19 protein-coding genes and 1 other annotated feature are annotated in these 17,479 nt (G+C 45.0%); of the genes, 9 read left to right on the forward strand and 10 right to left on the reverse strand.

Annotated features, from left to right (window positions below; translation table 11 throughout):
- Nucleotides 1-122 precede the first annotated feature (122 nt).
- The 4 genes from tyrS to TRNA_RS24845 form a co-directional block, all read right to left on the reverse strand.
- Nucleotides 123-1,376, reverse strand: coding sequence for a tyrosine--tRNA ligase (gene tyrS, locus TRNA_RS24830; protein WP_003179468.1), 1,254 nt, complete (start codon nucleotides 1,374-1,376; stop codon nucleotides 123-125).
- A gap of 43 nt (nucleotides 1,377-1,419) precedes the next feature.
- Nucleotides 1,420-1,637 (reverse strand) — a binding site (T-box leader).
- Nucleotides 1,632-2,078 (reverse strand): MarR family transcriptional regulator, encoded by a 447-nt coding sequence (locus TRNA_RS24835; RefSeq protein WP_223307103.1) that lies wholly within the window; start codon nucleotides 2,076-2,078, stop codon nucleotides 1,632-1,634. (Overlaps the previous feature by 6 nt.)
- A 196-nt stretch (nucleotides 2,079-2,274) precedes the next feature.
- Nucleotides 2,275-2,841, reverse strand: a complete 567-nt coding sequence (locus tag TRNA_RS24840; protein ID WP_003179472.1) for a hypothetical protein — start codon at nucleotides 2,839-2,841, stop codon at nucleotides 2,275-2,277.
- Complete coding sequence (locus TRNA_RS24845; RefSeq protein ID WP_202604420.1) at nucleotides 2,838-3,239, reverse strand: hypothetical protein; 402 nt, start codon at nucleotides 3,237-3,239, stop codon at nucleotides 2,838-2,840. Before TRNA_RS24845 ends, TRNA_RS24840 begins: the two co-directional genes overlap by 4 nt.
- A gap of 192 nt (nucleotides 3,240-3,431) precedes the next feature.
- On the opposite strand from TRNA_RS24845, the gene TRNA_RS24850 reads away from it, so the two are divergent.
- Nucleotides 3,432-3,812 (forward strand): RlpA-like double-psi beta-barrel domain-containing protein, encoded by a 381-nt coding sequence (locus TRNA_RS24850; RefSeq protein WP_009329156.1) that lies wholly within the window; start codon nucleotides 3,432-3,434, stop codon nucleotides 3,810-3,812.
- A gap of 56 nt (nucleotides 3,813-3,868) precedes the next feature.
- Nucleotides 3,869-4,888, forward strand: coding sequence for a PD40 domain-containing protein (locus TRNA_RS24855; protein ID WP_003179477.1), 1,020 nt, complete (start codon nucleotides 3,869-3,871; stop codon nucleotides 4,886-4,888).
- Nucleotides 4,889-4,930: 42 nt separating this feature from the next.
- Here the strand turns inward: TRNA_RS24855 and TRNA_RS24860 are convergent, their stop codons facing one another.
- From TRNA_RS24860 to TRNA_RS24870, 3 genes are all read right to left on the reverse strand, one after another.
- Nucleotides 4,931-5,923 carry a DUF4003 domain-containing protein gene (locus TRNA_RS24860; RefSeq protein WP_011197603.1) on the reverse strand — a complete coding sequence of 331 codons (993 nt, stop codon included), beginning with the start codon at nucleotides 5,921-5,923 and terminating at the stop codon, nucleotides 4,931-4,933.
- A 92-nt stretch (nucleotides 5,924-6,015) separates the two neighbouring features.
- Complete coding sequence (locus TRNA_RS24865; protein WP_003179483.1) at nucleotides 6,016-6,318, reverse strand: hypothetical protein; 303 nt, start codon at nucleotides 6,316-6,318, stop codon at nucleotides 6,016-6,018.
- Between the two features lie 131 nt (nucleotides 6,319-6,449).
- The gene (locus TRNA_RS24870) at nucleotides 6,450-6,707 is read right to left on the reverse strand and encodes a hypothetical protein (protein ID WP_003179485.1); all 258 of its coding nucleotides are present in this window, start codon (nucleotides 6,705-6,707) and stop codon (nucleotides 6,450-6,452) included.
- A gap of 287 nt (nucleotides 6,708-6,994) precedes the next feature.
- Between TRNA_RS24870 and lepB the strand changes: the two genes are divergently transcribed.
- From lepB to TRNA_RS24885, 3 genes are all read left to right on the forward strand, one after another.
- Nucleotides 6,995-7,543, forward strand: coding sequence for a signal peptidase I (lepB, locus tag TRNA_RS24875; protein ID WP_003179488.1), 549 nt, complete (start codon nucleotides 6,995-6,997; stop codon nucleotides 7,541-7,543).
- A 451-nt stretch (nucleotides 7,544-7,994) separates the two neighbouring features.
- Nucleotides 7,995-8,279: a hypothetical protein gene (locus TRNA_RS24880; RefSeq protein WP_003179490.1), complete on the forward strand. Its 285-nt coding sequence runs from the start codon at nucleotides 7,995-7,997 to the stop codon at nucleotides 8,277-8,279.
- Nucleotides 8,280-8,597: 318 nt separating this feature from the next.
- Nucleotides 8,598-9,242 carry an SDR family oxidoreductase gene (locus tag TRNA_RS24885; RefSeq protein ID WP_003179492.1) on the forward strand — a complete coding sequence of 215 codons (645 nt, stop codon included), beginning with the start codon at nucleotides 8,598-8,600 and terminating at the stop codon, nucleotides 9,240-9,242.
- A gap of 42 nt (nucleotides 9,243-9,284) precedes the next feature.
- On the opposite strand, the gene TRNA_RS24890 is transcribed toward TRNA_RS24885, so the two are convergent.
- Together TRNA_RS24890 and TRNA_RS24895 are read right to left on the reverse strand one after the other, a co-directional pair.
- Entirely contained in the window at nucleotides 9,285-10,157 is an 873-nt protein-coding gene (locus TRNA_RS24890) for an AraC family transcriptional regulator (RefSeq protein WP_011197605.1), read from the reverse strand.
- A 108-nt stretch (nucleotides 10,158-10,265) separates the two neighbouring features.
- Nucleotides 10,266-11,807 carry a multicopper oxidase family protein gene (locus tag TRNA_RS24895; protein WP_011197606.1) on the reverse strand — a complete coding sequence of 514 codons (1,542 nt, stop codon included), beginning with the start codon at nucleotides 11,805-11,807 and terminating at the stop codon, nucleotides 10,266-10,268.
- Between the two features lie 271 nt (nucleotides 11,808-12,078).
- On the opposite strand from TRNA_RS24895, the gene TRNA_RS24900 reads away from it, so the two are divergent.
- Nucleotides 12,079-13,089 carry an acyltransferase family protein gene (locus TRNA_RS24900; RefSeq protein ID WP_011201573.1) on the forward strand — a complete coding sequence of 337 codons (1,011 nt, stop codon included), beginning with the start codon at nucleotides 12,079-12,081 and terminating at the stop codon, nucleotides 13,087-13,089.
- A gap of 37 nt (nucleotides 13,090-13,126) precedes the next feature.
- Here TRNA_RS24900 and TRNA_RS24905 read toward each other — a convergent pair whose 3' ends face one another.
- On the reverse strand, nucleotides 13,127-13,624 hold the full coding sequence (locus TRNA_RS24905; RefSeq protein WP_011201574.1) for a DUF4352 domain-containing protein: 498 nt from the start codon (nucleotides 13,622-13,624) through the stop codon (nucleotides 13,127-13,129).
- 646 nt (nucleotides 13,625-14,270) lie between these two features.
- Between TRNA_RS24905 and TRNA_RS24910 the strand changes: the two genes are divergently transcribed.
- From TRNA_RS24910 to TRNA_RS24920, 3 genes are all read left to right on the forward strand, one after another.
- Entirely contained in the window at nucleotides 14,271-15,143 is an 873-nt protein-coding gene (locus TRNA_RS24910) for a cation diffusion facilitator family transporter (RefSeq protein ID WP_003179506.1), read from the forward strand.
- A 159-nt stretch (nucleotides 15,144-15,302) separates the two neighbouring features.
- Nucleotides 15,303-16,265, forward strand: a complete 963-nt coding sequence (locus tag TRNA_RS24915) for an AAA family ATPase (protein WP_003179508.1) — start codon at nucleotides 15,303-15,305, stop codon at nucleotides 16,263-16,265.
- Complete coding sequence (locus tag TRNA_RS24920) at nucleotides 16,265-17,476, forward strand: DUF58 domain-containing protein (RefSeq protein ID WP_003179510.1); 1,212 nt, start codon at nucleotides 16,265-16,267, stop codon at nucleotides 17,474-17,476. Before TRNA_RS24915 ends, TRNA_RS24920 begins: the two co-directional genes overlap by 1 nt.
- The last annotated feature ends 3 nt before the right edge of the window (nucleotides 17,477-17,479 follow it).

The raw sequence follows: 17,479 nt of genomic DNA on the forward strand, positions 1-17,479 counted from the left end.
CAGCAACCCGACTTCGAATCTATCAGGCGGTTGGATACAGTCCTGTTGCAGAGTCTATCGCCTGCGTTTTTCAAGAAAAACAGCCTAATCGATCCCTTTAAAAGGATGATTAGGCTGTTTGTTTATTGGTGCATTTGCAATTTGACAAATTTTCGTTTGCCGACTTGGATGATCATGCCGTGTTCGAGTGCAATGTCCGCATGAATCGATTCCGCTTTGGCGCCGTTGATTTTAACGCCGCCGTTTTGGATCATGCGGCGGGCTTCACTTTTGGAAGGAAGGAGTTCGAGCGTCACCAATAAATCGGTGACCGGCACCGTTCCGCCACCTTGCCAGTGTACGGCTGTTATATTGTCCGGCGCGCTGTTTTGCTGAAAAACTTTCTTAAACTGCTGTTCGGCCGCTTCTGCCGCCTTGCTTCCATGATACATGTTGACAATGGTTTTCCCGAGAAGCATCTTCGCGTCTCTCGGATGAACGGCCCCCGTTTCCAAATCCTTGACAAGACGTTTTTTTTCTTCCGCCTCCAAGTCGGTCGCAAGATGGATATACTTTTTCATCAAACTGTCCGGCAGAGACATCGTTTTCCCGAACATTTCATGAGGGTCTTCATCGATGCCGATGTAATTGTTCTTTGATTTAGACATTTTTTCAATGCCGTCAAGCCCTTCAAGCAGCGGCATGAGAATGACGACCTGTTTTTCTTTTCCGTACTTTTCCTGAAAGTGTCTGCCCATGAGCACGTTAAAATGCTGATCCGTTCCGCCCAGTTCGATGTCGCTGTCCAGAACGACTGAATCATACCCCTGCATCAACGGGTAAAAGAACTCATGAAGCGAAATCGGCTTTTGCATGGCGATTCTTTCTTCAAAATCATCGCGTTCCATTAAACGGGCGACGGTAATTTTGCCCGCGAGCTCAATGACGTCTTCCAAGGTTAATCGTTTAAGCCATTTTGAGTTGTAGTGAAGCTCGACCTTGTTCTGATCAAGCACTTTTCCAAACTGTTGAAAGTATGTTTCGGCATTGCGGCGGACCTCTTCGTCCGTCAGCTGTTTCCTGGCGGCGGATTTTCCTGTTGGATCACCGATTTTCCCCGTGAAATCGCCGATCAGGAGCTGGACGATATGTCCGTTTTCCTGAAACTGACGAAGCTTATTCAAGACGACGGTGTGGCCCAAATGTACGTCAGGCGCAGACGGATCGAGGCCGAGCTTAATTTTCAGCGGTTCGCCGGTCAAAATCGATTTGGCCAGCTTTGCCCGCAGTTCCTCCGGGGGAATGACCTCCTCCGCTCCGTCCATATATAAGTGAAGCTGCCTTTCGACTTCCCGCTTTTCGGCAGTTGTCAGTTGATCAAATTGTTGTTGCTGCATGATAACTCCTCCTTTTTTTGTATAAAAAAAGAACCTCATCCCGATAAGGGACGTGGCTCAAATGCACGCGGTACCACCCTGATTGAAGACCTTCATCTTCCGCTCAATTTCCGGTAACGGCTTCCCGTTCTTTGCTACTTGAAGGTTCACAAAGAAAGCTCAGGGAGGTAATTCACGTCTGCCTTTGTACCGGCTCGCACCAGCCGCCGGCTCTCTGGAACAGGGAGACAGTCCGCTACTCGTTCCCGTCGTTGCTTATGGTTTATGAAGATTGTCATTCACTTTTCGAAGGAGCTCGATCAATGTATTCTGCTCCTCTTTTGTCATGCCCTTGATCAGCATTGTTTCCCCTTTGTGGAACGCCGGATAAAGCTCTTCAATCGCGGCTTTTCCTTCCGGTGTGATCTCGGCGTAAACGTGTCTGCGGTCTCTCGGATCCGCGCTTTTGACGCAAAAGTTCTTTTTCTCAAGCGTTTTAATGACATTGCTCGCAGTGGCTGTTGAAATTCCTGACAGTTCGGCGAGTTTTCTCGTTTCAAGCCTGCCCCATACCCATAGATCGTAAAGAATCGAAAAAGCCGTCCAAGACAATTGATATGAGGAAAGGACCTCGGTCTCCATTTTGACGCGGAGCTTTTGCGCCGACCGGTAAAGGTTGGTGGCGACCGAAATGGCTTCAAGATTCAAGGATTCGATCGGCATGCGCTTCAGCTTGCTGAGGGTGTCGTGTTCTTCCTGTCGAAGATGGGGGGATCTATTCAATCGTGACGCCTGCCTTTTTATTTTCAGAATTATTAGCTATGAAATGAATTTTAACAGACGGTCTCCATCAATGCAAGCCCTTGTTTGACATGATGAGAAAAGCCGGCATCATGATGATGACCGGCGCTTGTTTCAGCTATTTTTTGGTGATCTGTTTGCGGCGCACTTCAATTCGGTCCCCTTTTTGAATGCTGTCATATTGTTTTTTCGAGACGAGGACGGCATGTTTCTTTCCGTTTTGATCTTCAATCAACAGCCAATATCTTTTTTCTTTTCGTTCAGAGAGCGCTTTTTCTTTGATTCCTGCGGTACGGAGGATGTTTTTTTGTTCCGCTGTATATCCGCCTACGTGGAAGATCATCCAATATGGAAAGTAGTAATTCAAAAAGGCTGATCCAGCAGGATTTTGATTGAGTGTCCGCTTGATGCTTCCTTTGTACAGGGCATCGGGAGGCAGTGTCCGCTGAATGGTGTTGAACTGACTGTTCTTGTTTAAGTATCGTCGGCTCGCAGACTGTTTCATATAACTGCGCATACTCTGGTTGACTGAACCCGCACGTGTTTTTAGAGCGCTGTTATTAGCCGAGGAACTCGAAGCCTTCACCCCGGATGCTCCTTTGCTGCCTGCTGCCTCTGCTTGAGCAAAAGGCAGCAAGAGGGACAGCGCCATGATCAAAATAAGAGGAGCGCTTTTTTTCTTCATTGTTCATCACTGCTTTTTTGTTCAACTTTGTCTTTGACGACGCCCTCAAGCGGCTCCTGATCATATTTAATGTATGGGGGACGAAAGATGAAGGCTTCCTGATCGCGGATTTTAATATAAGGCTGTTCGACATTTTCTACATTTTCCACATATTTTTTGAAAGTCTCCGTCTTTTCTTTTCCATCTTTCACGTATGCTGCTTTCAGTAATGGTGCTTTGTCGGATTCGCTGTCATTCACGTAATCAAACCATACGAGATCGTATTTTTGAATGGATTGGTCATCTGCGACCTCCTGTGAACGGTCTGAAGCGGATGATGAACATCCTGATAAGGGAACGGCTAAAAGCATCGCAGCCGCGGATAAAGAGATCAGTTTCGATTTTTTCACTGTGATCATCCTATTCATTTCGGTTTCGCTTTTATATACGAACGATCCGGGCAAAGGTGTCATCTATTCAAAATAGATTGGCAGAAAACAGGGCGTAACAATTGCATTTTAAACGTAAACAAACTGTAAAATACCATTTCTATGAAAAAAGGTATAATTTGAATGTCAGAAAAAAATCCCATTCACGGAGGATATTTTTATATGAAGAAGATACTTTTTTCTGTTTTTGTTTTGGCAGGCAGCTTGCTATTGGCTTTTAATTTTGCCGGTGAAGCGAGTGCTAAAACGAAAAAAGTCAGCGGCTATATCACTTGGTACAACGGAGTGGGCAAAATCGGCGCTGACGGCAAGAGGCTCGGCCATTGGGACTGCGCCACAAAGATGGGCTTCGATGTTCCGAGAAAAGGCACAAAAATAAGAGCCTATTCAAAAGCAAAACCGCACAAAGTCATTACAGTCTATAAATATGATGTCGGCAGAATGCCGGGCGCTGTTTTGGATGTAAGCCCGAAAGCTTTTAGAGCTTTGGGATTTCCGACAAGCAAAGGAAAGGTAGCCGGACATTATACATATAAAAAATAGGAGAAATGAAGCAAGAAAAATCGTTTTCTTGCTTCTTTCAATTGGCGGGGTCGAATATGAAAAAAGTTTCAGTTGTTTTGTTGGCGGCAGTCATTTTAGCCGCAGGCGCATTTGCGGCCGTCCGCTATTTCGTCCCGGAAAAAGCGGAGCCGGCAAAGAGCGGCGGTTCAGACCTGCTTGTATCGATAACCGATCAGAAGCTGATGACCGCTTACTATGAAAATCAAAATAAGCTGTATGAAGAAAAGATGACGGATTATCCGGCTATGGCATTAGACCGGAAAAAACGAATTCTTTACTATACAAACACCGATAACAGCAATGTGAAGCATTTGATCAGGCTGGATTTACAGTCGGGCAAAAAAACAACCCTATATTCAGGAGATGAATATGTCGACGGGCTCAGTTTATCGGCGGACGGTTCGAAGCTGTTCATGAGATACAACCTTGCGGAGGAGAGGAATTTTCACCTTGCTTCCTTTGATTTAAAACAAAAGGCGTTTCATGTCATCTATCCATCGTTGAAAAACAAGGACGAAACTGTCAGCTACTATCAGTACAACAAAGCTGACAATCAATTCGTTATGCTGCATTATTCATTGAAGGAAGACTATCAAAAAACAGATGATGCGAACAACAAAGGCGTGCCGCCCGAACCGACGAATATGAACATTTCCATGGCGGGTGTGAAAGATCGGCAAAAGGTGAGAACGATAGCAAAATTTATCAATGACGTGGCAATTTCGCCGGATGGAAAAACGATTGTCTTTACAGAATCGGCTGATGATCAGAAGGCGATTTATGCGATGGATGCCGAAACGAAAAAATACAAAGCGATCATTTCAGATCAGCAGGCATTTTCATTGGTCGATTCAGCACAGCCGCAATTCTCGAAAGACGGGAAAAAGCTTTACTTTCTCGCTGAAGCAAAAGATGCGAAGCTGCTTGAAGATGAAACGGGGAGCGAAGCAAGGGTGAGAACGATCTATTCGTATGATATGGATACGAAAAAAGTGAGCAAAGCCTGGGAAAAAACAAACGGGATCATCAACACCTTTACGGTCATTGACGAATAAACGGGCACCAGCCGGCACAAACAGACTGCGCCGGCTGTTTTTTTATGAGCCGTTTGCCTGAGACGCTGCAGCAGAGCTTGTCATAATGGCGATTGCTGCCGTCTGCTGTGCTTGAATAACAGCTTCAAGCGTTTGATAAAGCCCTGTATCCAAAAGCGCCGGGTCTTCCGTTTTTTCGCTCATGTACAAGTTGACGGCCGTTTTCAGATTCATGTCTTTCTGCCACCTGAACAGTTTATCGCTGTTCAATGCGCCTGCCATGATAGTGATGGCATCTATGTCTTTTTCGCCGTTCTCAAGCAGCGCGAGCAGTCCGATTTCCGGGTAATGGACAGGCTTTGGTCTTTTATGCTTTTTTGTCAATTCATCGTATATCCGGAGGGAGCGGGCGACAAGCTGATCTGAATCCTGCTCCGGCATAAGCGAGAGGATGTGGCTGAGAAACTGCAAATCGTTCCCTTTGCGAAAACCCGCCTGGTTAAGCTTTTGGTAAAACGCTTCGATATAGTCAATCAGTTCACCTGTCTCCATATCTGAACCGGCCAAAAGCACGGAGAGCGGGTAGTCGCCGGCAGATGTTAAAAAAACGTGCTTGTCCTTCATTCCTTTGTAAATAGACAAAGCCCGATTGATTTTGCTGTCATGATCATGCTCATCACGGTATTTTGTCAAAAGAATAAGAGCGGACAAATAAGTGAAAATACTTTTTTTGAATCCGTTGCCGGTCATTTTTACATAAAGAGTGAAAAAAGGTCTGATATGCGTTTCAGGTTCTTCGAAGCGTACGTCAAACATAGCGGCAAAAGTGTAGCGATGGGCTGACCTCAACGGCGAAAATGTACCGGCGGCCTGTTTGACAGCCTCACTCAGATTTAAAAACCGTTCTTTATCAAAAGGCCGCTTGTTGACGACATACATGGAAGCAATCATCATTAATGTCCGCTGATCTGTGACTTTCCATTTTAAATCGCTTTTTAACTCAGAGTAAATTGCTTTATATTGATCCAATCGCTGCTGCAGTTTAGCAGATGCCATTTATCTATCTCCTTCCTAGGTTTGCGTGTTTTTGTATATACGAAACAAAGGGAAATAAGTTTCAGGGATTTGGCATCATATCGGGCTTCTGCTTAATAATATGGAAAAGGATACAGCGCAGCAATAAAAACAAACGGGAAGATCCTTCTCCTGAACCGCCTGAATCGTCGGCGCGGATATCCGTAACCGCCGTAAAACTGCCTTTCATCTGTCACGTCTTCGGGAATGAGGACAGATGCTTCCTGACGGTTCACCCCTTCAAGAATGCCGTGAACAGAACTGCCGTCCTTCATTTTCAGCACGACGTGATAGTGCATGTATTTGCGGCATAAATCGTGCAAAGACCTTTGATGATCATGGGGCATCGAGCAAGCGGCATCTTTCGGAACACTCATATTCCTTTCCATCTCCTTTTAGATACATGGTATTCACCCGATGGATGAATGTTCCGGTTTGAAGCGGTGAAGCCGTGATTTTATGTAAAAAAGCCGATTATCATATATGAATCGGCTTTAAAGATCAACGGTCAGCACTTCATTCTGCGGCATTTGAAGCGGTCGTCATCGTCATCAGAAAAGCACTTTCTTTTTCTGCATTTGAACCGGTCATCGTCAGAGCTGCGGGTTTTATCCGTTTTATCCGCTTTAGCTGTTTTATCTGTTTTATTCGTTTTATCTGTTTTATTACTATCCGCCGAACGCCGCGCTTTCATTGACTGTCTTTCTTTTTCCCGCTCAGGGCTGTATGGATCGTAATTGTCATAGTACTCTTCGTAGCTGCTCATTTTGAGGCAATCACCGCCTTTGGGTCATGATATGATAATGTATTATAAAGAGGGGCGTTTTGCCTGTGCATATATAACGGTTTTTCGTGCTGTAAATAAGCTGATCAACTGACAAAATTCAACATTGAATAAAGGATTTTTCGTTTCAACCGCTAATATTATATGTATCAACCATTTTTTTACGGCTGCGCCTGCCGGTGCTTGCGGAAAGCATTCAGACGGACGGCCTGATATGATAGAAGGAGCGGAATGCCGATGAAACGATCCGGAAGTGAAGGAGAGTACTTATGAAAAATAGTAGAAAAAAAGAGATCTTATCGTGGGTGAAAACACTTGTCATCGCCGCAGCGCTTGTGATGGTTTGCCGCTATTTTCTGTTTACGCCGTCAACCGTTTTGGGAGATTCAATGTATCCGACTTTAGAGGACGGCAACATGGTCATGGTTAGTAAGATCAGCGATATTCAGCGCTTTGATAAAATTATTTTTCACGCGCCTGATTCGGATGAAAACTATGTGAAAAGGGTGATCGGGCTCCCGGGAGATACGATCGAAATGAAGGATGATGTCCTTTATATAAACGGAAAAGCATACGATGAACCTTATTTAAAGAAAAACAAGCAAAAGCTGACGCTTCATGAACATTTAACCGATAATTTCACATTGGAGAAATTAACAGGTGAACAAAAGGTGCCGGAAGATCACTTGTTCGTGATGGGGGATAACCGTCAAAACAGCAAAGACAGCCGCTTTTTCGGATTTATCACAATGGACTCCGTTGTCGGCAAAGTTGAGTTCCGTTATTTCCCTTTCAATGAGATCGGCGGAATAGAATAGAAAACAAAAAGGCTTCCCATGATACCTAATGGGAAGTCTTTTTGTTTGTCGCAAAGTCACCAAAAGTGGTTTAAACCAAGCCGCTATGCTTGAGCACGGCGGCAATTCTACTATTCACTTAAATTTAAATTAGAGCCAGTTTTTGATATCGCAGTTGCAGAATTAGGTCTCTCTGAATTATAAGGATTGCCTTTAATTTGGTATAAAAGCCTGTTTAATCGCTGATTACCCAAACAAAAATAACTAAAAAATCCTCGATTTAACAATTTAGTGTATGGTACTCTTTAAACATGTAATCAAAAAACTATCTTTTTCGCTCCAAAGCAACATACCGTATTTCTTGGTTTGTTTTTTAGTTGTTCTAAATATTTTTTATTGTTATCGCAATTCTTACGTTGTTTGCTGCAATGATTGAAGTACTATATTACATAAATTCTGATAGGAGGTCATTATGTTTAATAGACAACAGATAGATCATCTGCTTGAAGAAAAAAAAGGAGAGCTGAAGAAAAAGTTCGGAAGTGGTTTTATCGCAGTTTTCTATATTTCTATTCTTCTTTCCATATGTACGTTTTTTATAGAATACAAATATTTTCTCATTGTATTATTCGCACCCACTATTATTGTCATGTTAATCAACCCTCCTTTTTCCGAAAAAAAAGGGGTGTTTCGTTTCATTGCCGGCCTTTATTTGCTTTTATTGGCACTGGCAACATACTTTTGGCTTCGAGCATAAACAGTCCGGATATAAAAAACAAAAGTGGCTTCAGCCCGCGGAGAAAAGGCGAATTTACGTTTAACATTGCTGCCAAAATCTCAAAAATCCGGCGACTTGACTTGAAAGAGTCCTCATCGCCAGAAAACAGAATGAATTGCATAAAAATAGGACAGAATATAAAAGTCCGACCTATTTTGTCAACGATCTGAAAGGCTGCCTGCAGTTAGGATGGGAAGCCTTTTTAGCATTTGCGCATTTTGGCGAGCGGACGGTTTGAACAATTATCTGGACAGTGAAATAATGAAATAAGAAACTGGCAACAAGGAGGATAAGCAGATGAAAGTGTTTGTAGTGGGGGCGAACGGACAAATCGGGCGCCGTTTGACGAAAAGTTTGAATGAGAGCAGCGAACATCAGGTCAGGGCAATGGTGAGAAATGAAGAGCAGGCGCAAGCTTTGAAACAATCGGGAACAGAAACAGCGCTCGCTAATTTAGAAGGCACCGTTGAAAGCATCGCAGAAGCGGCGGAGGGCTGCGACGCGATTGTCTTTACCGCCGGCTCAGGCGGCAATACGGGCGCTGACAAAACGCTTTTGGTCGACTTGGATGGGGCGGTTAAAACGATCGAAGCCGCCGAAAAAGCAGGCATTCGCCGCTTTATTATGGTCAGCACATTGCAGGCACACCGCCGTGAAAATTGGAATGAAGCGTTAAAGCCGTATTATGTCGCCAAACATTATGCGGATCGGATGCTTGAAGGCAGCGAATTAAACTACACGATTATCCGTCCGGGAGGCCTGTTAAACGAACCGGGCACAGGCCGGGTGAAAGCCGCGGAAAATCTTGAGCGCGGAACGATTCCGCGTGAAGATGTGGCCGATACCATCTTGGCGGCGCTCACCGAGGAGCACACATTCCGTCGTTCGTTCGATTTGGTTTCGGGTGATCAAACGCCCGCCGAGGCGCTGAAATCTATATAAAAGGATTCGGGGAACCTGTGGTCAGAAGGTTCCCCGGCGTTTTTACAGAAGCGGGATATAGATGGTCATCTTCATCTCGTTCGGCGGTACGGAACGGCACACATCAGTCACTTCAAAGTCCGGTCCTTCTGTTCTCTCGTAATTGGTATTCATCAGCCATGATCCATAGATGTATCTTCTTGTGTTCTGCACTGATTCAGTCGATCCGTTTACATGAAATACGGCGTATTTGCCGCCGGGAATTTTCGTATAAATAAGCGGCTCCGGCACTTCCCCGGCTGCTGTTTCGCGAACGGCTTCCCCGATAATAAATGAGAAACCTCCGTCATCCTGGAAGCGGCATGACAGCCCGTAACACATATTCGGATCCGTTTTTTGAGGAATTTGCATAAAGTATCCATTTCTGCCGAAATCGTTGTAGAATTTCGGGATATCTTCGAAATACTTTTCATCGTTTAAATTTGTCCGGTACTCATATCCGATCATATGTATGTCGTTTAAATGAGTGATGTGCGGCTTTGGGATGTTCATATCTCCAGTCATCCTTTCTTTATATTCGAGGAAATTAATTTTAGATTGAAAATCAAGCTTGACCTTCGCTTTGCGATACTTGGCCGGAGTGATGCCGAAGTACTGTGAGAAAGCCCTGCTGAAAGCTTCTTGTGAGCCATAGCCGAAATTGATTGCAATGTCGAGAATGGAACGGTCTGTTTTCTCAAGCAGAAGCGCAGCTTCAGACAGACGCCGGTTGCGAATGTATTGATAAACGGAAAAACCGGAGATCGCCTGAAAAAGCCTTTGAAAATGAAATGGGGAGAAACACGATTTAGCCGCAATATCCGTGATGTTTAAATCGTTTTGAAGGTGTTCTTCGATAAACTGAACCGCGTTTTGAATTCTTTCGTAATCATTCATATTCATCCACAGCCTTTACGATTTGATGATCCTATTGTACAGGATCAAGCGATGGTTTTTTTGATGATTTGTGCTTTTTTAAAAGCCTCCAAATGCGGAGGCTTTTTCTTATTGATGACGAACATCTGTCACTTCAAGAGGGCGCATCATATCGTAATCTTCGTGCTCAAGGATGTGGCAGTGCCAAACATATCTGCCGCTGTACGGCGCAAAGGTGGCGATAATGCGCGTCACTGAACCCGGGGGTACTTTGACGGTGTCTTTCAGCCCCTTTTCATTCGGTGCCGGAGGAACTGCCGGACCGGTAAAAACAAGTTCTCCGTTTTCCTGATACCGCTCGATATCAAACGGCCGGTGGTCGAGAATCATAAATTGAACAAGATGTAAATGGATCGGATGGATCGCCCTTCCGGCATTGATGATCGACCAGATCTCAGTGCTGCCGAGTGCGGGTGTTTCGGTTACCGGTTCATGCCACTTTGTGTTGTTTAAAAGCAGAACAGGTCTTCCATATTGGTCAACGGCCGCGCCCAATGACAGATTTCTGAGGGCATTGATCTTGTGTCTCCGGTAAAATGGGCGCTTTCTCAATATTCTCGGCAATGAACTTGTATCTTTTTGCTTCAAAGGTTTTGAGATGCGGAATTGCATGATGTCGGCATCAGTATCGGGATCTGCGTCTTGTCCGCCGCAGCCGATCCGTTTTTTCAGTGTCACGGTTTTTCCTTCTGCTCGTGAAAAATCAACGATGATATCGCACCTTTCAGCCGGCGCGATCACCAGTTCATTGACTTTGACCGGATGCTGCAGAAGACCGCCGTCCGTGCCGATTTGATGACATGTGATGTCATGATCGAAATACAGCTCAAAGATTCTCGTATTGGAGGCGTTCAGTATCCGAAAACGGTATTTTCGGGGTTCCAGTTCAGCGAAAGGCCATACCTTGCCGTTGACTAAAATGGTATCACCGCAAAAAGCCGGAACAATCGACGGGTCCGGAAGATCCGGCGAAGGGTTGTCAGGCTGCCGCGGATAAAACAATGAACCATCTTCATGAAATGATTTATCCTGAATCAAAAGCGGGATTTCATATTCTCCCTTCGGCAAGTTCAATGAACGCTCTTCCCTGTCGCGAATAAAATATAAACCGACAAGCCCCGCATATACATTCAGCCTTGTGATGGCCATTGCATGGTCATGATACCAAAGAGCTGTAGCATCCTGCTCATTCGGATATTCATACACCTCCCTTTCAAAGAAAGGGCCTTTTGCATGGAAGTCTTTTGTGTACCAAGCCTCAGGATATCCGTCGCTGTCAGCAGGCGTACAGCCTCCGTGCAAATGAACGACCGTCTTCACTTCATGTTCGTGATGGCCGTCATCGTGAAGCGTATGGTCGACGGGGAGAAAATGGCGATCCGGAAGCTTATTTAACCACTTGACTGCGACTTTTTCGTGTTTCTGCACTTCGAAGGTAGGGCCGGGATAAACTCCGTTATATCCAAACAGCCGAGTCGGCGGCAGATCGCGGTGAAGCTGCTGCTGAAATTCTTTCATGGTGACTTCATAATAGGTCATTTCCTTGCTTTTGCTTTGGGGTTGAAGCACTTGCGGAATGGGGAGCCGGTCAACGAATTTTTCAAGTTTCATGTTTCACCTGTCCTCTTTTGTTCTGATGAAAAGATCATTACATTATAAGACGGGTTGCATGGTCTGGTTCCTCATGATGAGAATAAGAAACGCAGTATGTGCTGAGTATGTTAAAAAATAGAATCGATCATTACAAGAAGATGAACAAAATATTTCCTGACGATTAAAAATCGCCTTGAGGCGTGATTCGCGGAGGAAGAAAGGCGGGGATGATGGTACATTATGTGTAAACCCTTTCTTATGGGGCGAAGCGGTCTGAAAGGAGATACCCGTGTTGCAGAAAAGAATAGAGTGGATTGATGTTTCGAAAGGCGTGGGAATTATATTGGTCGTATTGGGCCATACACCGACGCCGGATTGGCTGAAAACGTTCATTTTCGCATTTCATATGCCGCTGTTTTTCTTTCTGTCCGGCCTCGTTTACCATGATGGGAATATGACTTTTACATCTTTTCTCTTAAAAAAAATAAAGACGCTCCTTTTGCCGTACTTCATCTTCTCCGTTCTTGCCTATTTATTCTGGGTTCTCGTCGAGAGGCATTTTACGTTCACCGGCAGTTCGGATGTCGACCCGGTTGTACCGTTTAAAGGGATTTTTTATTCGATGCCTGATGACTACAAGCTGACACACAACCCGGCGCTCTGGTTTTTAACATGCTTATTCATCGTTGAAATACTGTTTTTCATCGTGAAGAGATGGGGGAAAGGCAGACTGTTTATCGTCATAGCCGTATTGGTCTCAGCCGCTTTAGGCTTTTTGAATTATCAATATCTCGGCATCAAGCTGCCGTGGAATATTGAAGTGGCCCTGACCGCCATCGTCTTTTATTCGGCCGGTTTTCTGTTGAAAAATAATCTGAAAGAGATGAGAGACCGAAGAATGCTGCTGCTCACGCTTCTTTTATTCATCGCGGTCGGCTGCTTGCAGACCCTGAACGTCAGAGTGGATATGAGGGCCAATGAGTACGGAAACATGGCGCTCTTTTATATGACCTCATTTCTGGGGACGGCAGGCGTCATTTTCAGCAGCTTTCACCTTGAAAAAGCAAGGCTTCTCCAATTCCTCGGCAAAAACTCGCTGATCATTCTCGTACTGCACTATCCGGTCATCAGGATGCTGAAAGCCGTCGTCTACTACTTCACACAGGTTTCCCTTGATGAGACATACGGCTCCCTGTTGTGGAGCGCGCTTTACACCGGCATGACATTGCTTGTAATGGTGCCTTGCATCTTTTTGTTGAACCGGTATCCGATCGTACTTGGGCGGAAGAAATGCAATTAAAAAAACTTGCAAAGTTTTCTTTGCAAGTTTTTTTGAATTATTTAAGGTTGAAAGTAATCTTTTTGTCATTCCAAAATTCAGGAGTGTAGATAACTTTATATGTTTTGCTCTTTTTAGTCTCGAAAGTGATTGTTCCAGATACCTTGCCGTTTGGTGTCAGATTTCCAGAAGATAGGTCGTTATCATCTGATGGTCCAAACGTATTGTGCGTAATTTGTCCATCTTCATTTTGAATTTGAAAATCGAGCGGGTTATAGGAAATATCTTTATCGCTTTTATTTTCTATGTTAAGTGTTGCAACTACATATTCATTACCGTTGTTTGGTTTGAAATATTCATTGCCCATCGATTTTTTAACGTTAGTAACTGTGATGTGTGTGCCGTCAAGATCAGCTGTTTCATTTAAACCGAATTCAGTTTTTTCTTTGGCATCGTCATTGCTTTTTTCTTCGCTAGTTTTTGCGGCTGTCGTCTTTGCGCTGCTTCCGGACGATTTGCTCTCTTGAGTAGAAGAGCCGCTTGAAGCGAACATCATGACGAATACGATGGAGCCAATAATCGTGACATAGAACCACCATTTTTATAGACAAGGCCTTTATTCCCGCCGCTGAACAATGCTTTACATCCGCCGATTAAAAGCAGGATAAGCGGAACGATATATGCCAGGCTGACGCCGACAGTTCCTCCTATTGCAGCAGCGATATAAAAAGGTTGCTATCTGCGCTGGCCATTGTCGGTGCATGTATCGTAATGTCCACCTCATAATCTATGTAATAATGTCTGAAACATAATAATCCAAAAAAAGGAAAAAGTCTATTTTATTATGATATTTTAATCGTCAGAGCTTTAAGGACTATTTTCGACTTTTTTAATATCGTTTAAATTTTGAGTTTGTTTAATGTTTTTCAGAAGAATCATTCATGGATTCTAAAGAAAAAATATTCTGAAAGAAGAAACCGTCCTTTCCATCCTATGACGCTTGAATAATTTGAGGTTTTCGAAAAATCCTTATATAGAGCGGGTTTTAACGGTTTTGACCAAACTGAAATTTGTTTCCTTAAATAAAAAAAGTTCTACTCTGACTATATTTCTGCAAGAAGTGAATCATGTTTCTATAGACTCACTCAAGTTTTGCTTTGTATGATTAAAAGCGAAAACTCGGATGGGAAAGGAAGCTTTTTATGGAACGGTATGATGAATTAAAAAAAGGTGAAACCGGGGCATGGGTCAGCATCATCGCTTACCTTGTACTGTCGGCTGTTAAATTGGCCGTCGGGCTTGCATTTCACTCCGAAGCCCTCAGAGCCGACGGACTGAACAATACAACCGATATTATCGCCTCATTAGCGGTGCTGATCGGCCTCAGGATTTCGCAGAAGCCGCCTGATGAAGACCATCCGTACGGACATTTCCGCGCTGAGACGATCGCCTCGATGATCGCTTCATTTATCATGATGGTGGTCGGTCTTGAAGTGCTGTACAGCTCGGGCGAAATGCTGTTTAATCCGAAGGAAACGACACCGGACATGATTGCGGCCTGGACGGCTGCAGGCAGCGCCGTCGTGATGTTTTTGGTTTTCCTCTACAATAAAAGGCTGGCAAAAAAGGTGAACAGCCATGCCCTCTATGCAGCCGCCGCCGATAATAAATCAGATGCCTATGTCAGCATCGGAACATTCGCAGGCATCTTTGCTTCGCAATTTAACCTTGCATGGGTCGATACGGCAGCCGCGTTTATCATTGGATTAATCATCTGCAAAACGGCTTGGGGGATTTTTAAAGAGGCGGCCCATTCCTTGACGGACGGATTCGATATTAAACATATTTCAACCTATAAAGAAACGATCCGGAAAGTTCCCGGCGTCGGCAACATCAAAGATGTAAAAGCGCGTTATTTGGGCAGCGCCATCCACGTGGAAATTATCGTGGAGGTAAGGTCAGATCTCAACATTGCAGAAAGCCATGACATCGCCGATGAAATAGAGAGAAGAATGCAGGAGGAGCACTCGATCGTTCATTCCCATGTTCACATAGAGCCTTCTAAAGAAAAATAAAAAGCGGTCACTGACCGCTTTTTTTTACTTTCATCACTCTGTAAATTCGAAATGAAAAAAGACAAAATTCTATTTTCCGCCAGTCAGTTGTTTTCTGGGAGCACATCGTTTATGGTAAAGTTAAATAAATTCGATTCGTCAGCAATGAGGAGGAAGAGGATGTCATACGAAGAAATGCTGCATCCCGTTTTGGGAAAAGTAGCTGATAATATTGACAAAGTAATGGTAGGAAAGAAACATATTGCCGTTTTAAGCCTGACTGCCATTCTTGCAAACGGACACGTTCTGCTGGAAGACGTACCCGGCGTCGGAAAGACGATGATGGTTCGCACCCTGGCAAAATCAACAGGCGCTGAATTTAAAAGAATCCAGTTTACGCCTGATTTACTGCCTTCAGATGTAACAGGGGTTTCCATATATAATCCAAAAACGCTGGAATTTGAATACCGTTCAGGTCCGATTATGGGGGACATCATCCTCGCCGATGAAATCAACAGAACATCGCCGAAAACCCAGTCGGCGCTTCTGGAAGCGATGGAAGAAGGAAGTGTGACAGTAGACGGTGTGACAATGCCGCTCTCAAAGCCTTTTTTTGTGATGGCCACGCAAAACCCTGTCGAGTATGAGGGGACATACCCGCTGCCGGAAGCTCAGCTTGACCGCTTTTTATTCAAGCTGAGAATGGGATATCCGACAGTCCGCGAAGAGCTTCAAGTGCTCGATCTTCAGGAAAACCGCAGCCCCATTGAGGAAATTGAGCCTGTCATAGAGAAGGAAGAGCTTGCCGCATTTCAAAAAGAAGCTGAAAAGGTGTATGTAGACGCTGCGATTAAAGAATACATTGTTGGGATCACCCAAAAAACGAGGAGTCATTCCGCCGTTTATCTCGGGGTGAGTCCGCGCGGCTCAATCGCCTTGATGAAGGCGGCTCAGGCGTTTGCATTTTTATATAACCGCGATTATGTCATTCCTGATGATATTCAGTATTTGGCGCCTTTTACCCTTGCGCACAGAATGATCCTGCGGTCAGAGGCGAAATTTGAAGGAAAGCGGCCTGAAGCTGTCCTTCAGGACATCATGTCAAAAACCGAAGTTCCCGTCGGAAGGCCGATGAGCAGCTGATGAGAGAGCGCATCGGTCTTGTGATGTACGGATGGAAGCTGTTTATTCTGTTTCTTCTGTTTGCTTCAACGTTTTGCTATGCGATGTTTCAAGGGGGATTTGTCAGCTGGTTTCTGTTCTACTCATTTCTCCCCTTTGCGCTTTATGCTTTCCTGTTTGCTTTTTATCCGCTGAAGAACTTGACAGCGGAGCGGAGGCTGAGCCAAGGGCAGTATAAAGCCGGTGATCAATTGGAGGCTTTCGTCGTGCTGAAGAGAAAATGGCCTTTTCCGATCATGTTTATGATCGTGGAAGACTGCCTGCCTGATTCGCTGGGGAAAAACAGGGGTTCGGCAGAGGCCAAACAGCTTCTCTTTCCTTGGTTTAAAAAAGAAATTAAAATGGCGTACACGATCGATTCGGTTCCGAGAGGAGACCACCGTTTAGCAAAAATCAGAGTCCGTACAGGTGATCCGCTCGGCCTGCTGGAAAGGGAATGCGAGATTCAATTGGAAGCTTCCTTTCTCGTTTTGCCTTCCTATCAGGAGATCGCTTACCGCGCCAGCGGAGGCTCTTATGACGAGCATGCAGGCCGCGTTTCAGAGCTTCGCCGCAAGGACAGTACACTGGCGTCAGGTATCAGAGAATATCAGCCGGGCGACCGTTTTGCATGGGTCGACTGGAAGACGTCAGCCCGCCGCAGCCAGCTGATGACGAAGGAATTTGAGCAGACGAAAGGGGATGACCTGCTCGTCTTTATGGATCAGTCCCCGTCTGAGGCTTTTGAAGAGATCGTCACGTTTACCGCTTCCATCATTCGTTCGGCAATGCGGAGCGGGACGAATGCAGGGCTTGTTTCCATTGGTAAGGAGCGGAATGTCTTCCCGGTTCGGCAGGGGGAAGAGCAGCTGAGAAAGCTGTTCTACTACTTGGCGATTGCCGACTGCAATGCAGTCCAGCCGTTTCACAGTCTGATAGAGGGGGAATTGGGACATTCCGATATGAGAAAAGCCGTCAAATATATTGTGACAAGCCGCATCACGATCGAACTGGTGCAGGCTTTGAAGAAACCGCTCTCCGGCGGGCGGCCCGTCATTTGTTTGGTGAAGAAAAAAGGCGGAGATCTATCAAGCGAGGAAAGCGCGGCTGTCCAGCATTTAAAAGCGCGGGGAATCGAAGTAAACGTCATTTACGGGGAACATTTTTCCCGGGGTTTGGCTGAAGCGAGGTGAGAA

Origin of the sequence: Bacillus licheniformis DSM 13 = ATCC 14580, from assembly GCF_000011645.1 — a bacterium.
GTDB lineage: Bacteria > Bacillota > Bacilli > Bacillales > Bacillaceae > Bacillus > Bacillus licheniformis.